Origin of the sequence: Mycobacterium numidiamassiliense (assembly GCF_900157365.1) — a bacterium.
Taxonomy (GTDB): domain Bacteria; phylum Actinomycetota; class Actinomycetes; order Mycobacteriales; family Mycobacteriaceae; genus Mycobacterium; species Mycobacterium numidiamassiliense.
This window is the reverse complement of the sequence record NZ_FUEZ01000004.1, coordinates 2,969,934-2,985,954: the sequence shown is the minus strand read 5'-3', so window position 1 is coordinate 2,985,954 and position 16,021 is coordinate 2,969,934. Positions and strand designations below refer to the sequence as shown.

Annotated in this window: 12 protein-coding genes and 2 pseudogenes; 6 read left to right on the top strand and 8 right to left on the bottom strand. The window is 68.5% G+C overall.

Going from position 1 to position 16,021, the window contains the following annotated elements:
• Position 1: 1 nt before the first annotated feature.
• Positions 2 to 352 (bottom strand): hypothetical protein, encoded by a 351-nt coding sequence (locus tag MNAB215_RS30055; RefSeq protein WP_077080778.1) that lies wholly within the window; start codon positions 350 to 352, stop codon positions 2 to 4.
• A gap of 158 nt (positions 353 to 510) precedes the next feature.
• Between MNAB215_RS30055 and rbpA the strand changes: the two genes are divergently transcribed.
• The gene (gene rbpA / locus MNAB215_RS22595; RefSeq protein ID WP_077080777.1) at positions 511 to 846 is read left to right on the top strand and encodes an RNA polymerase-binding protein RbpA; all 336 of its coding nucleotides are present in this window, start codon (positions 511 to 513) and stop codon (positions 844 to 846) included.
• Between the two features lie 18 nt (positions 847 to 864).
• Here rbpA and lnt read toward each other — a convergent pair.
• The 3 genes and pseudogenes from lnt to MNAB215_RS22575 form a co-directional block, all read right to left on the bottom strand.
• Positions 865 to 3,785: pseudogene (gene lnt / locus MNAB215_RS22585) on the bottom strand (apolipoprotein N-acyltransferase).
• A complete protein-coding gene (locus MNAB215_RS22580; RefSeq protein ID WP_077080774.1) occupies positions 3,778 to 5,382 on the bottom strand; it encodes an amidohydrolase in 1,605 nt (534 codons plus the stop codon). Before MNAB215_RS22580 ends, lnt begins: the two are co-directional and overlap by 8 nt.
• Positions 5,383 to 5,436: 54 nt before the next feature.
• Positions 5,437 to 5,979 (bottom strand): FxsA family protein, encoded by a 543-nt coding sequence (locus MNAB215_RS22575; protein WP_077080773.1) that lies wholly within the window; start codon positions 5,977 to 5,979, stop codon positions 5,437 to 5,439.
• 73 nt (positions 5,980 to 6,052) lie between these two features.
• Here MNAB215_RS22575 and MNAB215_RS22570 point away from each other — a divergent pair, with 73 nt between their 5' ends.
• The gene (locus MNAB215_RS22570; protein ID WP_077082241.1) at positions 6,053 to 6,760 is read left to right on the top strand and encodes a dienelactone hydrolase family protein; all 708 of its coding nucleotides are present in this window, start codon (positions 6,053 to 6,055) and stop codon (positions 6,758 to 6,760) included.
• A gap of 4 nt (positions 6,761 to 6,764) precedes the next feature.
• Here the strand turns inward: MNAB215_RS22570 and MNAB215_RS22565 are convergent, their stop codons facing one another.
• Entirely contained in the window at positions 6,765 to 7,622 is an 858-nt protein-coding gene (locus MNAB215_RS22565) for a type 1 glutamine amidotransferase domain-containing protein (RefSeq protein ID WP_077080772.1), read from the bottom strand.
• 5 nt (positions 7,623 to 7,627) lie between these two features.
• Positions 7,628 to 8,014, bottom strand: coding sequence for a PPOX class F420-dependent oxidoreductase (locus tag MNAB215_RS22560; protein ID WP_077080771.1), 387 nt, complete (start codon positions 8,012 to 8,014; stop codon positions 7,628 to 7,630).
• 45 nt (positions 8,015 to 8,059) lie between these two features.
• Between MNAB215_RS22560 and MNAB215_RS22555 the strand changes: the two are divergent.
• A pseudogene (locus MNAB215_RS22555) lies at positions 8,060 to 8,191 on the top strand (SDR family oxidoreductase); the annotation flags it as partial.
• 131 nt (positions 8,192 to 8,322) lie between these two features.
• Here the strand turns inward: MNAB215_RS22555 and cobN are convergent.
• Together cobN and MNAB215_RS22545 are read right to left on the bottom strand one after the other, a co-directional pair.
• Positions 8,323 to 11,898: a cobaltochelatase subunit CobN gene (gene cobN, locus MNAB215_RS22550; RefSeq protein ID WP_077080770.1), complete on the bottom strand. Its 3,576-nt coding sequence runs from the start codon at positions 11,896 to 11,898 to the stop codon at positions 8,323 to 8,325.
• Between the two features lie 77 nt (positions 11,899 to 11,975).
• Positions 11,976 to 12,305 carry a DUF732 domain-containing protein gene (locus MNAB215_RS22545; RefSeq protein WP_077080769.1) on the bottom strand — a complete coding sequence of 110 codons (330 nt, stop codon included), beginning with the start codon at positions 12,303 to 12,305 and terminating at the stop codon, positions 11,976 to 11,978.
• Between the two features lie 488 nt (positions 12,306 to 12,793).
• Here MNAB215_RS22545 and cobG point away from each other — a divergent pair, with 488 nt between their 5' ends.
• From cobG to MNAB215_RS22525, 3 genes are read left to right on the top strand one after another with little or no spacing between them, the layout of a single operon-like run.
• Positions 12,794 to 13,900, top strand: coding sequence for a precorrin-3B synthase (cobG, locus tag MNAB215_RS22535; RefSeq protein ID WP_077080767.1), 1,107 nt, complete (start codon positions 12,794 to 12,796; stop codon positions 13,898 to 13,900).
• A 4-nt stretch (positions 13,901 to 13,904) separates the two neighbouring features.
• The gene (locus MNAB215_RS22530) at positions 13,905 to 14,531 is read left to right on the top strand and encodes a precorrin-8X methylmutase (RefSeq protein WP_077082240.1); all 627 of its coding nucleotides are present in this window, start codon (positions 13,905 to 13,907) and stop codon (positions 14,529 to 14,531) included.
• The gene (locus MNAB215_RS22525) at positions 14,528 to 16,021 is read left to right on the top strand and encodes a precorrin-2 C(20)-methyltransferase (protein WP_077080766.1); all 1,494 of its coding nucleotides are present in this window, start codon (positions 14,528 to 14,530) and stop codon (positions 16,019 to 16,021) included. Before MNAB215_RS22530 ends, MNAB215_RS22525 begins: the two co-directional genes overlap by 4 nt.

The window sequence follows — 16,021 nt, the reverse complement described above, 5'->3', positions numbered from 1 at the left end:
TTCAGACACCCACGCGGCGCCAACCGTCGGCGGCCCGCGCGGCGCCGATCAGCACGTCGCACAGCTCGCGCAATTCGGCTGCCCCGGCCCCTTCGTCAAGTGCGGTGGCGACATCTTCCGCGGCGCATCGGACCTGGTAGACGCGATCCGACAGGTCGGCCGCCTCGTCGGCGGACAACACCACCGCGTCGGCGGGCACCGCCGTCGCGTCGCCCCGGCTGATCGATGTCCGCTGCTCGTAAGCGCGCTGTCGGCACGACTGCCGGCAATACTGGCGGCGACGGCCCATGCCGATGTCGGTCACATCTCGACCGCACCATCGGCAGGGCTGGGGGCGGGCACGGCGGGTCACGCCTGCCGACTTTAGTCCGAGCGAATGCACGATCCCGGTATCATTGATGGTCGAGTCGCTGACGCCGCGTGTCTGCCGGGGAACTCCGCAGGTCGTCGTAACGTTTGCTAAGCGGACTAGAAGCCCAACAGCTCAGAGCATCTGAAGGAGTAGCAGCCATGGCTGATCGTGTATTGAGGGGCAGTCGCCTCGGAGCCGTGAGCTACGAGACCGACCGCAACCACGACTTGGCGCCACGTCAGCTCGCCAAGTATCGCACCGAGAACGGCGAAGAGTTCGAGGTCCCGTTCGCCGACGATGCGGAGATTCCCGGCAGCTGGCTGTGCCGCAACGGCTTGGAAGGCACCCTGATCGAGGGCGACCTGCCGGAGCCGAAGAAGGTCAAGCCGCCGCGCACCCACTGGGACATGCTGCTGGAGCGCCGCAGCGTCGAAGAACTCGAAGAGCTGCTCAAGGAGCGCCTCGAACTGATCCGGTCGCGCCGCCGCGGCTGAGCCGCGGCCGGGGCCCGTTTAGCTGCGGTTACCGGCCGACGCGGTACGGGCGTTGGCCATCCGTGCCTGGATCCCCCACTTGGCGACCTTGACCAGCGCCTCGCGAATATTGGATCCACTCATTTTGGATACGCCGAGTTCACGCTCGGTAAAGGTGATCGGCACTTCGGCAACAGCGAATCCGTTGGCCAAGGTGCGCCTGGTCAGATCGATCTGGAAGCAGTAGCCCTTGGAATCCACGCCGTCGAGATCGATCGCCTCGAGCACTTCGCGGCGATAGGCGCGGTACCCGGCGGTGATGTCGTGGATGTCGATGCCCAGCGCCAATCGCGCATAGGTGTTGGCCGTCCAGGACAGGGCCCAGCGCTGCCACGGCCAATTCCGGACGTTGCCGCCGTCGACGTAGCGTGACCCGATCACCAGGTCGGCTCCACCATCGATGGCGTCCAGCAAACGGTTCAGCTGCTCGGGCGCGTGGCTGCCGTCGGCGTCCATCTCGACAAGCACGGAGTACTGCCGGCTGAGACCCCACGCGAACCCGGCCAGGTAGGCGGCACCGAGTCCGTCCTTGGCGGTGCGATGCATGACGTGCGTGCGTCCGGCGTCGGCCGCTGCCAGCTCGTCTGCGAGTTGGCCGGTGCCGTCGGGGCTGCTGTCGTCCACGATGAGCACTTCCACGTCGGGGCACGCGGCTTTGACCCGCTGATGGATGAGCGGCAGGTTCTCCCGCTCGTTGAACGTGGGGATGATCACCAGAACACGCTGACTGGGCCGGTTGCCCGAAACTCGGGGCGTCTGCTGGCCGGTGGTCATGTAGCTCCTCTGTGTCGCCCGAGATAACGCGGGGGTCTGCCGCCCCGGTGAAGCGCAGTGTAGTCACCGCCGTTGTCGGGCGGAATGTCGTCGGCACCCTGGTCAGGCGGCGACCCGCCGGCGGGAGCACCGGGCTCCTCCGGTTCATCCGAGGGCTTGGACCTCAAACGAATCGGCCGCGGGAACCACCTATTGTGCCGTATCCCGGCCAAAATGACCGCTCCAGCCGCCGCGACCAAAACCCACTGCATGATCGGGCCCCAGCGGGTTGCTGGTGTCAGCTCGGTCTTGAGGCGCACCTGAATATCCAAATAGCCGGGTGTGAAGAACTCGGTGCGCACCAACTCACCGCCGTCCGGGGCGATGATGGCGCTGACCCCGGTGGTGCCGGCGACTACGACATATCGGTCGTGCTCGACGGCGCGAACTTTGGCGAACGCCAGCTGTTGCTCGCTCATGCGCTTGTCGAAGGTGGCATTGTTCGCCGGCACGGCCAGCAGCTGGGCGCCGTTGAGAACCGCTTTGCGCGGTGACCGGTCGAAGATCACCTCCCAGCAGGTGGAGACGCCGACGGGCACCCCAGCGATCTGCACCACGCCGCTGCTCGGGCGGGGCACCATATGACCGGCCCGGCCGGCATAACCCGAGAGATGCTCGAACAGCCACGGCATAGGCAGGTACTCACCGAACGGCTGCACGATCTCCTTGTCGTGGCGATCGGCCGGCCCGGTGACCGGATTCCACACGATCACGGTGTTGGTGGTGTATTCGGTGGGGTCTTGTGGGCGGCTGGGCAATTCGAGGACGGTGCCTAGCAGGATGGGCGCGCCGATTGCGTGGGCCGCCTCCGCGATCTGCTGCGCGGCGTCGGGATTGAGTAAGGGATCGATGTCGGAGGCGTTTTCCGGCCACACGACGAATTGCGGTTGCGGGGCGGCGCCTGCGCGCACGTCCGCGGCCAGCCGCAACGTCTCGTCAACGTGGTAGTCCAGGACGGCCCGGCGTTGCGCGTTGAAGTCGAGGCCGAGCCGGGGCACGTTGCCCTGCACGGCGGCGACGGTGACCGTGGGTTCGCCGCCCGATCCGGCGCCGGCGTGCCGCACCTGTGGCCAGACGACGGCCGCGGCGAACAACACCAGGCAGATGCAGATGCCGGGTAGCACCACCGCGGGCGGGGGCGTGTCGGCCGATGTCACGTCCTTGTCTGCGACCTCGTCCGCGGCGTGCTCTGACGCCTCGGCACCGGAGTGGCCGCCGCTTCGCCACCACTTCACGATCTCGCGCCCGATCGCGGTCGCGCTGAATCCCAGCAACATGACCGCCAGGGACAGCACCGGCGTCCCGCCGAGCTGGACCAAGGGCAGCAGCGGGCCGTCGGCCTGCCCGTAGGCCACCGCGCCCCAGGGGAAACCGCCGAAGGGCACGATCGACTTCAACCACTCCTGGGCCGTCCACACCACAGCGAACCAGATCGGCCAGCCGGGTAGGCCGCGCACCACGACCGCGAACAGGCCGAAGAGGCCGGGAAACACCGCGCACATGGCCGCCAACAGCAGCCAGGGCACGGCGCCGACCAGGCTGCTGATCCACGGCAGCAGCGGCACATAGAACGACAGGCCGAAGAGGAATCCGTAACCCACGCCACCGAACGCGGTCGTCGCCGGATGGGTCAGCACCCACCCCAGCAGCGCGGCCGCGACGACGGCGGCCCACCACCAGTTCACCGAGGGGAAGCTGGCGCACAGCAGCAGCCCGCTGACGACGCTGACGATCAGGCGAGCCAGCCGGGGCCGCAGCGCGCCCCACCAGCCGGGCAGCCGCACCAGGACCGCGGTGCCCAGCCGTGCCGGTGCCCGCCGCGCGGCGGTGCCCAGTCGAACGACCAGGCTGTCCGGCACCTCCTCAGCTCTCGTGCCGGCCCCGGTGTCGTCTGCGCCGTCGTCGGCGGGTGCTTCGTCAGGTGCGACGAGAGGTGCCTCGTCCGCCTCGTCGTGCGGGTCAGCCGGGGCTTCGTCGTCCGGCGACTCGTCGAGCGTCTCCGGGGGGCTCGCGGCGCCCTCGTCTACCGGGGCGGCCTTGCCGGCCTCGGCAGACCGCCGGTGGCGGCCCAGCCATTCCTTAGCCATGGATGACAGCACCCCGGTGCACGGTTTGGCGGCAACGCGGCAGGGCGTCGGCCGGACCCAGCGACGGCAGCGCGGGCACCCGGGATCGTGGATCGGTCGACCAGCGCTGGACGCCGTCCTGCGGCGCGTGGACGTCCAGGCCGCCTGCATCCCACACCGCGTAGGAGGCGGGCGCACCGGGCACCAGCGTGCCGGCCGTGTAGTCGCGCACGCCGCACGCCCGCCAGCCGCCGCGGGTGGCGGCGGCAAAGGCGGCCCGCGCCGACACCGCACTGCCTGGAGTGTGATGGTTGACGGCCGCGCGCACGCTCATCCAGGGATCAAACCCCGTCACCGGGGCGTCCGAACCGAGCGCGAGGGGCACGCCTTGGGATGCTAACAGCGCCAGCGGGTTGAGTTCCCTGGCTCGTTCGGCGCCCAGCCGGCGGGCGTACATGCCTTCGCCGCCGCCCCACAGCAGGTCAAAGTTCGGCTGCACGCTGGCGATGACGCCCCACGCGCCGAGCTTGGCGGCCTGGTCTGCGGTCACCATTTCGACGTGCTCGAGTCGATGTCCGCACCGGGCCACCGCAACCACGCCGAGGTCGGCGACGACCCGTTCGAAGGCATCGACGGCCGCCGAGACCGCCGCATCGCCGATGACGTGGAAACCGGCGGTCACCTTCGCCTCGGTGCAGGCCCGCACGTGCGCTTCGATGACGTCGGCGTCGAGGTAGCAGGTCCCGACGCGGTCCGGGGCATCGGTGTAGGGCGCGTGCAACCACGCGGTGCGCGAGCCGAGGGCGCCGTCGATGAACAGGTCACCCGCCAGGCCGCGGGCGCCCGTCCGCTCCATCAGCGCGCGGGCCTGCGCAGCGGTCGTCACCGCCTCACCCCAGTAGCCGATGACTTCGACGCCGTGTTCGAGGGCCCGCAGCTGCAGCCAGTCGTCGAGCCCGCCGATCTCGGGCCCCGCACACTCGTGCACCGCGACGATGCCGGCCGCGGCGGCGGCCTGCAGCGCGGCGAGCCGGGCCTCGGCGAGCTGCGCAGGCGTCAGCAGGTCGCGGGCGACGGCGCGGACCAGGTGGTGTGCATCGCCGGACAGCGGCCACTCGGCGGCGAAGCCGTCTGCCGCGGCCAGGTCGGGTACCAGCCGCCGCAGGCCCGTCGACGCCAGCGCGGAGTGCACGTCGACACGCGCCAGGTAACCGGGCCGGTCGCCGAGCGCTGCGTCGAGATCGGCGGTGGTCGGCGGGCCGCTGTCCGGCCAGGTCGACTCATCCCAGCCGTGGCCCCAGACCGGCTGGCCGGGGTGAGCGGCGGCATAGTCGGCGACCAGCCGAAGGCAATGCTCGCGGGAGGTGGCGGTGCGCAGGTCCAGCCCGCTGAGGGTCAGGCCGGTCGCACTCACGTGGATGTGGCTGTCCACGAATCCCGGCGCCACGAAGCCGCCGTCGAGGTCGACCACATTGGCGCCCGGGAACTGGCTGCGGCCCACCCCGTCGCTGCCAAGCCACGCCACCAGGCCGTCGCGCACCGCCATGGCAGTCGCGTCCGGGTGGGTCGGGCTGTGCACCCGGCCGTTTACCAGCAGCGTCGTCGGGATCGGGGTCACAGGCCAAAACTACGCGGGGCGGCGCGCAGGGCAATCAGTACGCGCGCAGGGCAATCAGTACGAGCGTGGCCGCCGCGGGGGCTGGTCATCGACCGTATTCGTCGGCAAGGCAGGTGGGTCGAATTCCGTGACGTCGATGACCTCGCCATCGATGTAATCGCGGCGTTCAGCGAATCCTGCGGCATATCCGCGGCGGGATTCGGTGAAGGCAGTGCCAAAGCTGACCAGCGGCGCACGCCGCTGCAGACTGCGCAGCGCGATCGCGGTCACGCCAGGGCCAGCGACGGCGCGCACCGGGCGCAGGAGCAGCAGCGTGCCCACGACCGTGGTGACCAACCCAGGGACCAGGACCAGGCCGGTGGCCACGGTGACCAGAGCGCCGTCACCCAGCGTGCTCTGCGGTTCTTGCGCACCCGAACGCAAGCGCCCGACCTGGTGGAGCAGCTGCGATCCGGCCAGCGGGGCCAACAGGCCCCACCCGAGGACGAACGTCGCGAGCATGATCAGCAGGGTCCAACCCCATCCGAGGGTCCACACCAGCGCGAAGACCGCCGCCAGCTCGACGACGGCGTAGACGAGTAGTAGCCGGCTCACCATGTCATCCCAACGTCTGCGGGTCGCGCCAGAGTTCCCCTGGTGACCGGTGGTGCGGCTGCAGTTAGATGACGGTATGACCACGATTGAGATCGATACCCCTGACGGACCGATCGATGCACTGCTGAACACTCCTCCGGGCGAGGGTCCGTGGCCGGGTGTCGTGGTGATCCACGACGCGTTCGGCTACGGCCGGGACAAGGAGTCGACCAACGACCGCATCGCCAGGGCGGGTTACGTGGCGATCACCCCGAACATGTACGCGCGAGGTGGGCGCGTCCGCTGCATCACCCGGGTCATGCGTGAGCTGACGACGCAGCGCGGACGTGCACTCGACGACATCCTGGCCGCCCGGGATTACCTGCAGTCGCGACCGGACTGCACCGGGCAGGTGGGGATCGCCGGCTTCTGCATGGGCGGTCAGTTCGCACTTGTCATGTCGCCCAAAGGTTTTGGTGCCTCAGCGCCGTTCTATGGCGCTCCCCTGCCGAAAAACCTCAGCGCGACGCTGGACGGAGCCTGCCCGATCGTGGCGAGCTTCGGTGGCCGCGACCCGCTGGGTAAGGGCGCGCCCGAAAAGCTGCGCGAAGTGACCGCGGCCAAAAACATCACCAACGACATCAAGGTCTACCCGGGCGTCGGGCACAGCTTCGCGAACGCCCTGCCCGCCCAGCCGCTGCTGCGGATCAGCGGATTCGGCTACGACCAGGCCGCGACCGACGACGCGTGGGACCGCGTGTTCTCGTTCTTCGGCGAGCACCTCGGAGCGCAAGCGGCGACCTAGCCGACTACGGCATCAGCTTCTGCGACAACACGTTTGCGAAGGTGTGGGTGTCGCCGGGCCAGCGTGCCGACACGTAGTTGCCGTCGTCGACGACGAAGGCAGGCCGCGAGTCGGTCGCGGTGTCGCGCGCCATCCCGGAGGACTTGAGCAATCGGTGTGCAGAACCGGGCTCAACATCACGAAAGTCCTTGGGGTCGCGCAGCGCCCGGGTGACTTCGGACTGCACGGACATGTAGCCACCGGGCTGCCCGGGTTGTTCGGTGTAGGTCCGGTAGTAGTCGGGATCCCAGAACCGGGTCAGCCGGGTGAGCCGCCACGCCAGGCGCTCCATCGCCCAGGTGAGCGCGGTGGTCGTGCGTCCGTAGAGCACCGAGCGTCCCGTCACGGGATCAATGCTGCGCGCGGCCAGCAGTACGCCGTGGCAGATCGCGGCCACAATCACGCCGCGGGCGAAGGCGTCGACGACCAGTCGATGCAGGACGTCGCTGTCGATATAGCTGCGCATTCCGCGGGCGCGATGACCGCCGGGCAGCAGTAACGCGTCGATGCCGTCCAGGCTGGCCTGGCTCCAGCTCACCGGCTGCTGGTATTCCGCCGACTGCAGCATGCGAGCGTAGGCGTCGCGACCGTCCTTGTTGGCGCGCAGCATCAGTCCGATGACCGGAATACTGCCCAGCAGAGGCACTTTCGACCACACGTCCAAGCCCCGGCCGGTCACCATGATGTCGTCGGCCTCTGCGGGCATGCCGCTTTCGGTGGTGAAGACCACCCGATGACCGTTGCGCGTCAACACGCGCCAGCTGACCGCAACCTCGGTCGGGTCGAAGTCGCGATCGGGAATCGGAATCAGCACCGCGCCCATGGCGGCTAGCTCGGGGCGACTCGGAGCGCTAGGCCGACGTTGTTGTCCATGCCGCCGCGTAGCTTGCTGAAGAGGTTGAAGACCTTGCCCAGGAGGCCGTAGCGCTTGCCTATCGCGTCGTACACGGCGGCCGTCTCCGACTTGTCGAGCACCTCCGCCACGCCCTCGACGGCCTCGCTCGTCGCCTGGCCGCGCATGGTGCAGGTGGCCAGCGTGACCCTTGGGGTGTTGCGGATCCGCTTGACCTTCCACGACTTTTCCTGAGTGATGACCAGCAGCCGATCGCCGTCGACGGCGGCCCAGATCGGCGTCGGCTTTTCTCTGCCGTCCTTAGTGAAGGTGGTCAGCAAAATGTATTGGGCTTTCGCGAGGTCGGCGAAGGTTGGCGTCACGGATGCCAACCTACTCGGGAACGTTGACATTCTCAGCCGTGGGCGCAGCCCTGTGATCTCGGTCGGGCCGGGCTTCCCGAAGAGGTCGCGTCCATCACCGCATACCTCGGGTCGCAGCGAAACGGCTATGTCACTGGGGCGACGGTGAACGTGGACGGCGGGTCGGACTTCATCTGAACTAACCGGGCACATGCGCCGCGTCAGCCACGCGCCGGCGGGCATGACAGAACTTCGATAGTGATAGCGGATGCGATATCACTATGCGAAGGGCGAGACGGCCCGAGCCGCGAGGCCGCGAGCGTGACACCCTATCCCTCCAGGTCGCCCTCGGTTTCCAGCAGGGCCTGGCGCAGGCCGTCGAGGATTTCCGGTTGCGGTTCGGCCCACATGCCGCGACCGGCCGCCTCCAGCAGCCGTTCGGCCATGCCGTGCAACGCCCACGGGTTGGACTCCGTCATGAATTTCCGGTTCTCCGGGTCCAGCACATAACGCTCGGTGAGCTGTTCATACATCCAGTCCGCCATCACCCCGGCGGTGGCGTCGTAGCCGAACAGGTAGTCGACGGTGGCCGCCATCTCGAAAGCGCCCTTGTAGCCATGCCGGCGCATCGCCGCCATCCACCGGGGATTGACCACACGAGCGCGGAAGACCCGAGCGGTCTCCTCCGACAGCGTCCGGGTGCGGATCGCGTCGGGTCGGGTGTTGTCGCCGATGTAGGCGGCCGGTGCTTGGCCGGTCAGTGCCCGCACCGTGGCGATCATGCCGCCGTGGTATTGGAAGTAGTCGTCGGAGTCGGCGATGTCGTGCTCGCGAGTGTCGGTGTTCTTGGCGGCCACCGCGATCCGCCGGTATTGGCGGTTCATGTCGTCCACGGCCTCGCGGCCGTCCAGGTCACGCCCATAGGCGAAGCCGCCCCATGCGGTGTACACCTGCGCCAGGTCGGCGTCGTCCCGCCAGTTACGGCTGTCTATCAGCTGCAGCAACCCCGCGCCATACGTGCCGGGCTTGGAGCCGAAAATCCTTGTGGTGGAGCGACGTTGATCGCCATGCTGAGCGAGGTCAGCCTGCGCGTGCGCGCGGACGTAGTTGTCTTCGGCCGGCTCGTCCAGGTCGGCAACCAGGCGCACGGCGTCGTCGAGCATCGTCACGACATGTGGGAAGGCATCCCGGAAGAACCCGGAGATCCGCACCGTCACGTCGATGCGCGGGCGGCCCAGCTCGGCCAGCGGAATCGGCGTCAATCCGACGACGCGTCGCGATGCGTCATCCCAGACGGGCCGAGCGCCCAGCAACGCCAGGACTTCGGCGATGTCGTCGCCCGCGGTGCGCATGGCCGAGGTGCCCCACACCGACAGCCCGACGGATTGCGGCCACTGCCCGTGATCGTCGCGGTATCGGGTCAGCAGCGAATCCGCCAGTGCCACACCGGCTTCCCAGGCCAACCGCGACGGGATCGCTTTGGGGTCGACGGAGTAGAAGTTGCGCCCGGTGGGCAGCACGTTGACCAGGCCACGCAGCGGCGACCCCGACGGACCGGACGGGATGAATCGACCGTCCAAAGCCCTCAGCACCTGCTCGATTTCGGCAGAAGTGCCGGCCAGCCGCGGCACCACTTCGGTAGCCGCGAACCGCAGTACCGTCGCGATGTCGGGATCGCCGGTGATGCCGTCCACTGCGGCGGGATCCCAGCCGGTGGCTTGCAGCGCGGCCACCAGTTCGCGGGCGGCGGCCTCGGCCTGGTCCACCGCGGACCGTTCGTCGGTGCCGTCCTCAGCCAAGCCCAGCACCTGTCGCAGGCCGGGGATGGCCTGCTCGCCGCCGAACAACTGGCGGGCCCGCAGGATCGCGAGCACCAGGTCGAGTTCGGTTTCCCCCGTTGGTTTTTGGCCCAGGATGTGCAATCCGTCGCGGATCTGGACATCCTTGATCTCGCACAGCCACCCGTCGACGTGCAGCAGCATGTCATCGAACGAGTCGTCCTCCGGGCGTTCGGTCAGGCCCAGATCGTGGTCCATCTTCGCGGCCCGGATCAGCGTCCAGATCTGCTGGCGAATGGCGGGCAGCTTGCCGGGATCCAGCGCGGCGACGTTGGCATGCTCGTCGAGCAGCTGTTCCAAACGGGCGATGTCGCCGTAGGATTCGGCGCGCGCCATGGGCGGGATGAGATGGTCGACGAGGACCGCGTGGGCTCGCCGCTTGGCCTGGGTGCCCTCGCCGGGATCGTTGACAAGAAAGGGGTAGACCAGCGGCAGGTTGCCCAGCGCGGCATCGGATCCACACGCCGCCGACATGCCCAGCGTCTTGCCGGGCAACCATTCCAGGTTGCCGTGCTTGCCGAGGTGCACGATGGCGTGCGATCCGAATCCAGCGTCCAGCCAGTGGTAGGCGGCCAGATAGTGGTGGCTGGGCGGCAGATCCGGGTCGTGGTAGATGGCAACCGGGTTTTCGCCGAAGCCGCGCGGCGGCTGCACCATCAGCACCAGGTTGCCGGCTTGCATTGCGGCGATGACGATTTCGCCGTCCGGATCGTGGCTGCGGTCGACGAAGAGTTCCCCGGGCGCCGGACCCCAGTGCTTGGTCACCGCATCGGTGAGCTCGGCGGGCAGCGTGGCGAACCAGTCGCGATAGTCCTTGGCGGACAGTCGGATTGGATTGCCGGTCAGTTGCCCTTCGGTCAGCCAGTCCGGGTCTTGCCCACCGCGTTCGATCAACGCGTGGATCAGCGCGTCGCCGTCGCCGGCCTCGACGCCAGGCAGATCGCCCACCTGATACCCACGATCTCGCATGGCACGCAGCAGGGCGACGGCGCTGGCCGGCGTGTCGAGCCCGACGGCGTTGCCGATGCGGGCGTGCTTGGTGGGATAGGCCGAGAACACCAACGCCACCCGTTTGTCGGCGGGCCCGACGCTGCGCAGCTGCGCGTGCCGGACGGCGAGGCCCGCGACACGGGCGCAGCGTTCCGGGTCGGCGACATAGGAGATCAGCCCGTCGTCGTCGATTTCCTTGAACGAGAACGGAACCGTGATGATCCGGCCGTCGAACTCGGGCACCGCCACCTGGGTGGCGACGTCGAGCGGGGACAGGCCGTCGTTGTTGTCATACCACTGGGCTCGCGAGCTTGTCAGACACAGTCCCTGCAATATCGGAACATCCAGGGCCGCAAGGTGTTCGACGTTCCAGCTGTCGTCCTCGCCACCGGCGGACGCCGTCGCGGGTTTCAGTCCCCCGGCCGCCAGCACCGTCACCACCATGGCATCGGCATCGCCAAGCCGCTGCAGCAGATCCGATTCGGCGGTACGCAGCGACGCGCAGTAGACCGGCAGCGGTCGCGCGCCGGCGTCCTCGATGGCCCGGCACAGTGCCTCGACGTAGGCGGTGTTCCCGGCCAGGTGCTGCGCGCGGTAGGACAGCACCGCGATCGTCGGGCCGTCCGCGCTCCTGGCGTGCGGCCGCTCCAGCTCGCCCCAGGTCGGCGTCATCACCGGCTCGGTGAAACCGAATCCGGTCATCAGGACGGTGTCCGACAGGAACGCGTGCAGCTGCCGCAGATTGTCCACGCCGCCGTAGGCCAGGTAGATGTGCGCCTGGACCGCGATGCCGGCGGCAAGCGTGGACAGACCGGTCAGCTCCGCGTCGGCCGCCTGCTCGCCGCTGACCAGCACGGTCGGGACCCCGCTGGCGATCACCGCATCGATGCCGCTCTGCCAGGCGCGGTAGCCGCCGAGGATCCGGACCACCACGATCGACGCGCCGGCCAGCAAATCGGGGAGCACTTCGTCGGAGAGCCGCGACGGGTTGGCCCACCGATAGTTCCTGCCGCTAGCCCGCGCGCTGATCAGGTCGGTATCGGACGTCGACAGCAACAGGACGGTCGGCTCAGCCACCCCTCATTCGTACCGTAACCGCGCTGGAGCGCGCGCTGGCGGCGCCGGGGAGGGTTCGTGTCGTGTTCGATGCTGGACTACTGAGGCGGCAATTTAAACGCGAACTGCGGGCAGTAGTAATTGACCGAATCGCGGAGAAACAGGGCGGCATGCGCTCGGTCAAGACCGGCGTTCTGATTGAGGTATGTGTAGGCCTGCTCTTGGTAGTCGAGCAGGTCGCAGACTTCCTTGGCATCCTCGATCAGGTAACCATCCGGCCGGCCGACACCGATCCCCTGCGAGCGCGCCAGAGCAAGGAAGTCACCCGTAGGATCTGCATGCGCGACTGCTGCTCCAATCGATGAAAGCGCGATAGCCGCAAACGTTCCTACGACTATGGGGGTCTTTAAGGCCGCCGCAATGTTCATTCGTTTACTTCCCTTCCGAGTTATCCCTGGTTAGCGCGTCATGATGTCCGACTGCTCTAAATTTGCTGCGAATAGTTGGTAGCGCCAAAGTTTCCAGACGCAATCCGACAGGCTCATATCCCGGCGCAGATACTCACAATTCGGATGGGCGCGCAGATGCCGACCCAGACGTTCGGTCGGGGCCCGTTAGGGGCCGGGGGCGGCAGAGCTTGCGGTGGCGGCGCCTGCGCAGCGACCACGCACATGTTGGAAGGTGCGTCGTACTGGGTTCCTTCGCCGCATTGGGCCGCATTACTTACTGCTGGCCACATAGAGGTGGCGACAACGGCCAGCGCGAAGGCGGCCGGGACGATGAGTGCTAAACGATTCGCTATCCCGAACATCAGAGCTCTCCGTGCCCAGAGTTTGCCCCCTCGGCAAACTTTGCCACAGAAGGGGCGGCAACGCATACCGTTTGAACGGCAACCGCGCAGTCGTACCGTGGTCAGGTGGTCCGAGGTCGCGATACCGATGCCTGTCCGGGTGCGCTGCAGGTACACCAGGCCGCCGACGGCGCGCTGGTGCGGGTCCGGCTGCCCGGCGGGGCGATCACTGCCGCGCAGCTGACGGCGCTGGCCGGCGTGTCGAACGGGCTCGGCTCCGGCACGCTGGAGCTGACCGCGCGCGGCAATCTCCAACTGCGCGCTATCACCGACGTGACGGCGGCCGCCGAAACGATCGCGGCGGCGGGACTGTTGCCATCGGCGACGCACGAGCGGGTCCGCAATATCGTCGCGTCGCCGCTCTCCGGCCGCGTCGGCGGACACGCCGATGTGCGGCCCTGGGTGCAGGAGTTGGACGCGGCGATCCGCGCCGAGCCCACACTGGTGGAGCTGGGCGGCCGCTTCTGGTGCAGCCTCGACGACGGCCGCGCCGACGTCTCCGGCCTGGGCGCCGACGTCGGTGTGCACGTGTTCGAGGACGGCTGCGGGCTGCTGCTGGCGGGCCGAGACACCGGTGTCCGGCTGGCGGGCGAGGACGTCGTCCCGGCACTGATCGCCGTCGCGATGCGGTTCACCGAGATACGTGGAAACGCTTGGCGGGTCAACGAATTGGACGATCCCGCTGCCCTGTGGCCGGGAGCCCAGCTCGGCGAAGGGTTTCCGGCCGTTACCCGGCCAGCGGTCGGCTGGATCGATCAGGACGCGCCGAAACAGCAAGGCCGCATCACGCTGGGCGCCGCGGTGCCGTTGGGCGTGCTGCCGGCACGTGTGGCTGAATACCTTGCGGCCATCGAGGCCCCACTGGTGATCACGCCCTGGCGGTCGGTGCTGGTGTGCGATCTCGACGAGGCCGTCGCCGATGTGGCGCTGCGGGTGCTGGCGCCGTTGGGCTTGGTGTTCGACGAGAATTCTCCCTGGCTGAATGTCAGCGCCTGCACCGGCAGCCCCGGTTGCGCACGGTCCGCGGCCGACGTGCGCGCGGACGCCGCGGGCTCACTCGAGACCGAGTCGGATGTCCGTCGACATTTCGTCGGCTGCGAACGCGCATGCGGTAGCCCGGCTTCCGGGCAGGTGCTGCTGGCGACCGGCGATGGATACCGCCCGCTACGGTGAGCAGGTGCTCGACTACATCCGCGATGCGGCGGAGATCTACCGCCGGTCGTTTGCGGCCATTCGCGGCGAAGCCGACCTGACGCGATTTCCCAGCGACGTCGCACGGGTGGTGGTTCGGTTGATCCACACCTGCGGACAGGTCGACGTCACCGAGCACGTCGCCTTCACCGACGACGTCGTCACGCGAACCCGCGCCGCCCTGCACCGCGGCGCCCCGGTCCTGTGCGATTCGTCGATGGTGGCCGCGGGCATCACCGCCGCGCGGCTACCCGCTGGCAACGAGGTGGTGTCACTGGTGACCGATCCGCGCGCCCCCGAGCTGGCCGCGCGGCTGGGTACCACCCGCTCGGCGGCGGGCGTCGAACTGTGGGCCGACCGGCTGCCCGGAGCAGTACTGGCGATCGGCAACGCACCTACCGCCCTGTTCCGGCTTCTCGAACTGATCGACGAAGGGGTGTCACCCCCGGCCGCGGTCCTGGGCGGGCCGGTGGGATTCGTCGGTTCGGCGCAGTCCAAGCAGGAGCTCATCGACCGCCCGCGCGGGATGTCCTATCTGGTGGTGCGGGGCCGCCGCGGCGGCAGCGCCATGGCGGCCGCCGCCGTCAACGCGATCGCGAGCGACGCCGAATGACCGCGCAAGGCAACCGCAGAGGGACCCTGTGGGGGGTCGGGCTGGGCCCCGGCGACCCGGAATTGGTGACCGTCAAGGCGGCCCGGCTGATCGGTGAGGCCGACGTGGTGGCCTACCACAGCGCCCGGCACGGCCGCAGTATCGCCCGCGGCATCGCGGAACCGTATCTGCGGCCCGGCCAGATCGAGGAGCACCTGGTCTACCCCGTGACCACCGAGGTGACCGATCATCCCGGGGGCTACGACGGAGCGATGGACGACTTCTATGTCGAAGCCGCCCAACGCATCGCCGCGCATCTGGACGCGGGGCGCAACGTGGCGCTGCTCGCGGAGGGCGATCCGCTGTTCTACAGCTCGTACATGCACCTGCACACGCGGCTCACCCAGCGGTTCGACGCCGTCATCGTGCCGGGCGTAACGTCGGTGAGCGCCGCCTCGGCCGCCATCGCCACACCGCTGGTGGCCGGTGACGAAGTGCTGTCGATACTGCCGGGCACCTTGCCCGTCGCCGAGCTGACCAGGCGGCTCGCCGACGCCGACGCCGCCGTAGTGCTCAAGCTTGGTCGTTCGTATCACGCTGTACGGGAAGCACTTTCGGCATCCGGTCAACTCAGCGACGCACTGTACGTGGAGCGCGCCAGCACCGCGACAGAACGGGTACTGCCCGCGGCGGAGGTCGATGAAACCAGCGTTCCGTATTTCTCGCTGGCGATGCTGCCGGGCGGACGACGGGCTAAGCGGCAATCGTCGGCGCCCGGCACCGTCACGGTGATCGGGTTGGGCCCCGGCGGCAACGACTGGATGACACCGCAGAGCCGACGCGAGCTGGCCACCGCGACCGATTTGATCGGCTACGCGAACTACCTGAATCGCGTCCCCGTTCGCGACGGCCAGCAGCGGCATCCCAGTGACAACACCGACGAAGCCGCCCGTGCGCGATTGGCCTGCACGCTGGCCGAGCAGGGCCGCGCCGTGGCGGTGGTCTCGTCGGGTGATCCCGGGGTGTTCGCGATGGCCACCGCCGTGCTCGAAGAAGCCAAACAGTGGCCCGGAGTGCAAATTCGCGTCGTTCCGGGGATGACCGCCGCGCAGGCCGTCGCCAGCCGGGTCGGTGCCCCGTTGGGCCACGACTACGCGGTGCTGTCGTTGTCCGACCGGCTCAAACCCTGGGAGGTCATCGCGGAGCGGCTCGCCGCCGCCGCGGCCGCCGATTTGGTGCTGGCCATTTATAACCCGGCCTCGAAGACGCGGACCTGGCAGGTCGGCGCGATGCGCGACCTGCTGCTGACCCACCGCGAACCCGGCACGCCGGTGGTGATCGGGCGCAACGTGTCCGGGCCCGACGAAGGCGTGCGGGTGGTGCGGCTGGCCGACCTAAATCCCGCCGATGTCGACATGCGCTGCCTGCTGATCGTCGGGTCGTCCCAAACCCAGTGGCATGCAAGCGATTCCGGCGACCGGGTGTTCACTCCCCGGCGTTATCCGGCCTGA

What these genes read in the sequence shown, in the direction of transcription:
- MNAB215_RS22575 (WP_077080773.1), bottom strand. Translation starts at nt 5,979, where the DNA reads ATGGTGAGCCGGCTACTACTCGTCTACGCCGTCGTCGAGCTGGCGGCG.
- MNAB215_RS22525 (WP_077080766.1), top strand. Translation starts at nt 14,528, where the DNA reads ATGACCGCGCAAGGCAACCGCAGAGGGACCCTGTGGGGGGTCGGGCTG.
- rbpA (WP_077080777.1), top strand. Translation starts at nt 511, where the DNA reads ATGGCTGATCGTGTATTGAGGGGCAGTCGCCTCGGAGCCGTGAGCTAC.
- MNAB215_RS22565 (WP_077080772.1), bottom strand. Translation starts at nt 7,622, where the DNA reads ATGGGCGCGGTGCTGATTCCGATTCCCGATCGCGACTTCGACCCGACC.
- MNAB215_RS22570 (WP_077082241.1), top strand. Translation starts at nt 6,053, where the DNA reads ATGACCACGATTGAGATCGATACCCCTGACGGACCGATCGATGCACTG.
- MNAB215_RS22545 (WP_077080769.1), bottom strand. Translation starts at nt 12,305, where the DNA reads ATGAACATTGCGGCGGCCTTAAAGACCCCCATAGTCGTAGGAACGTTT.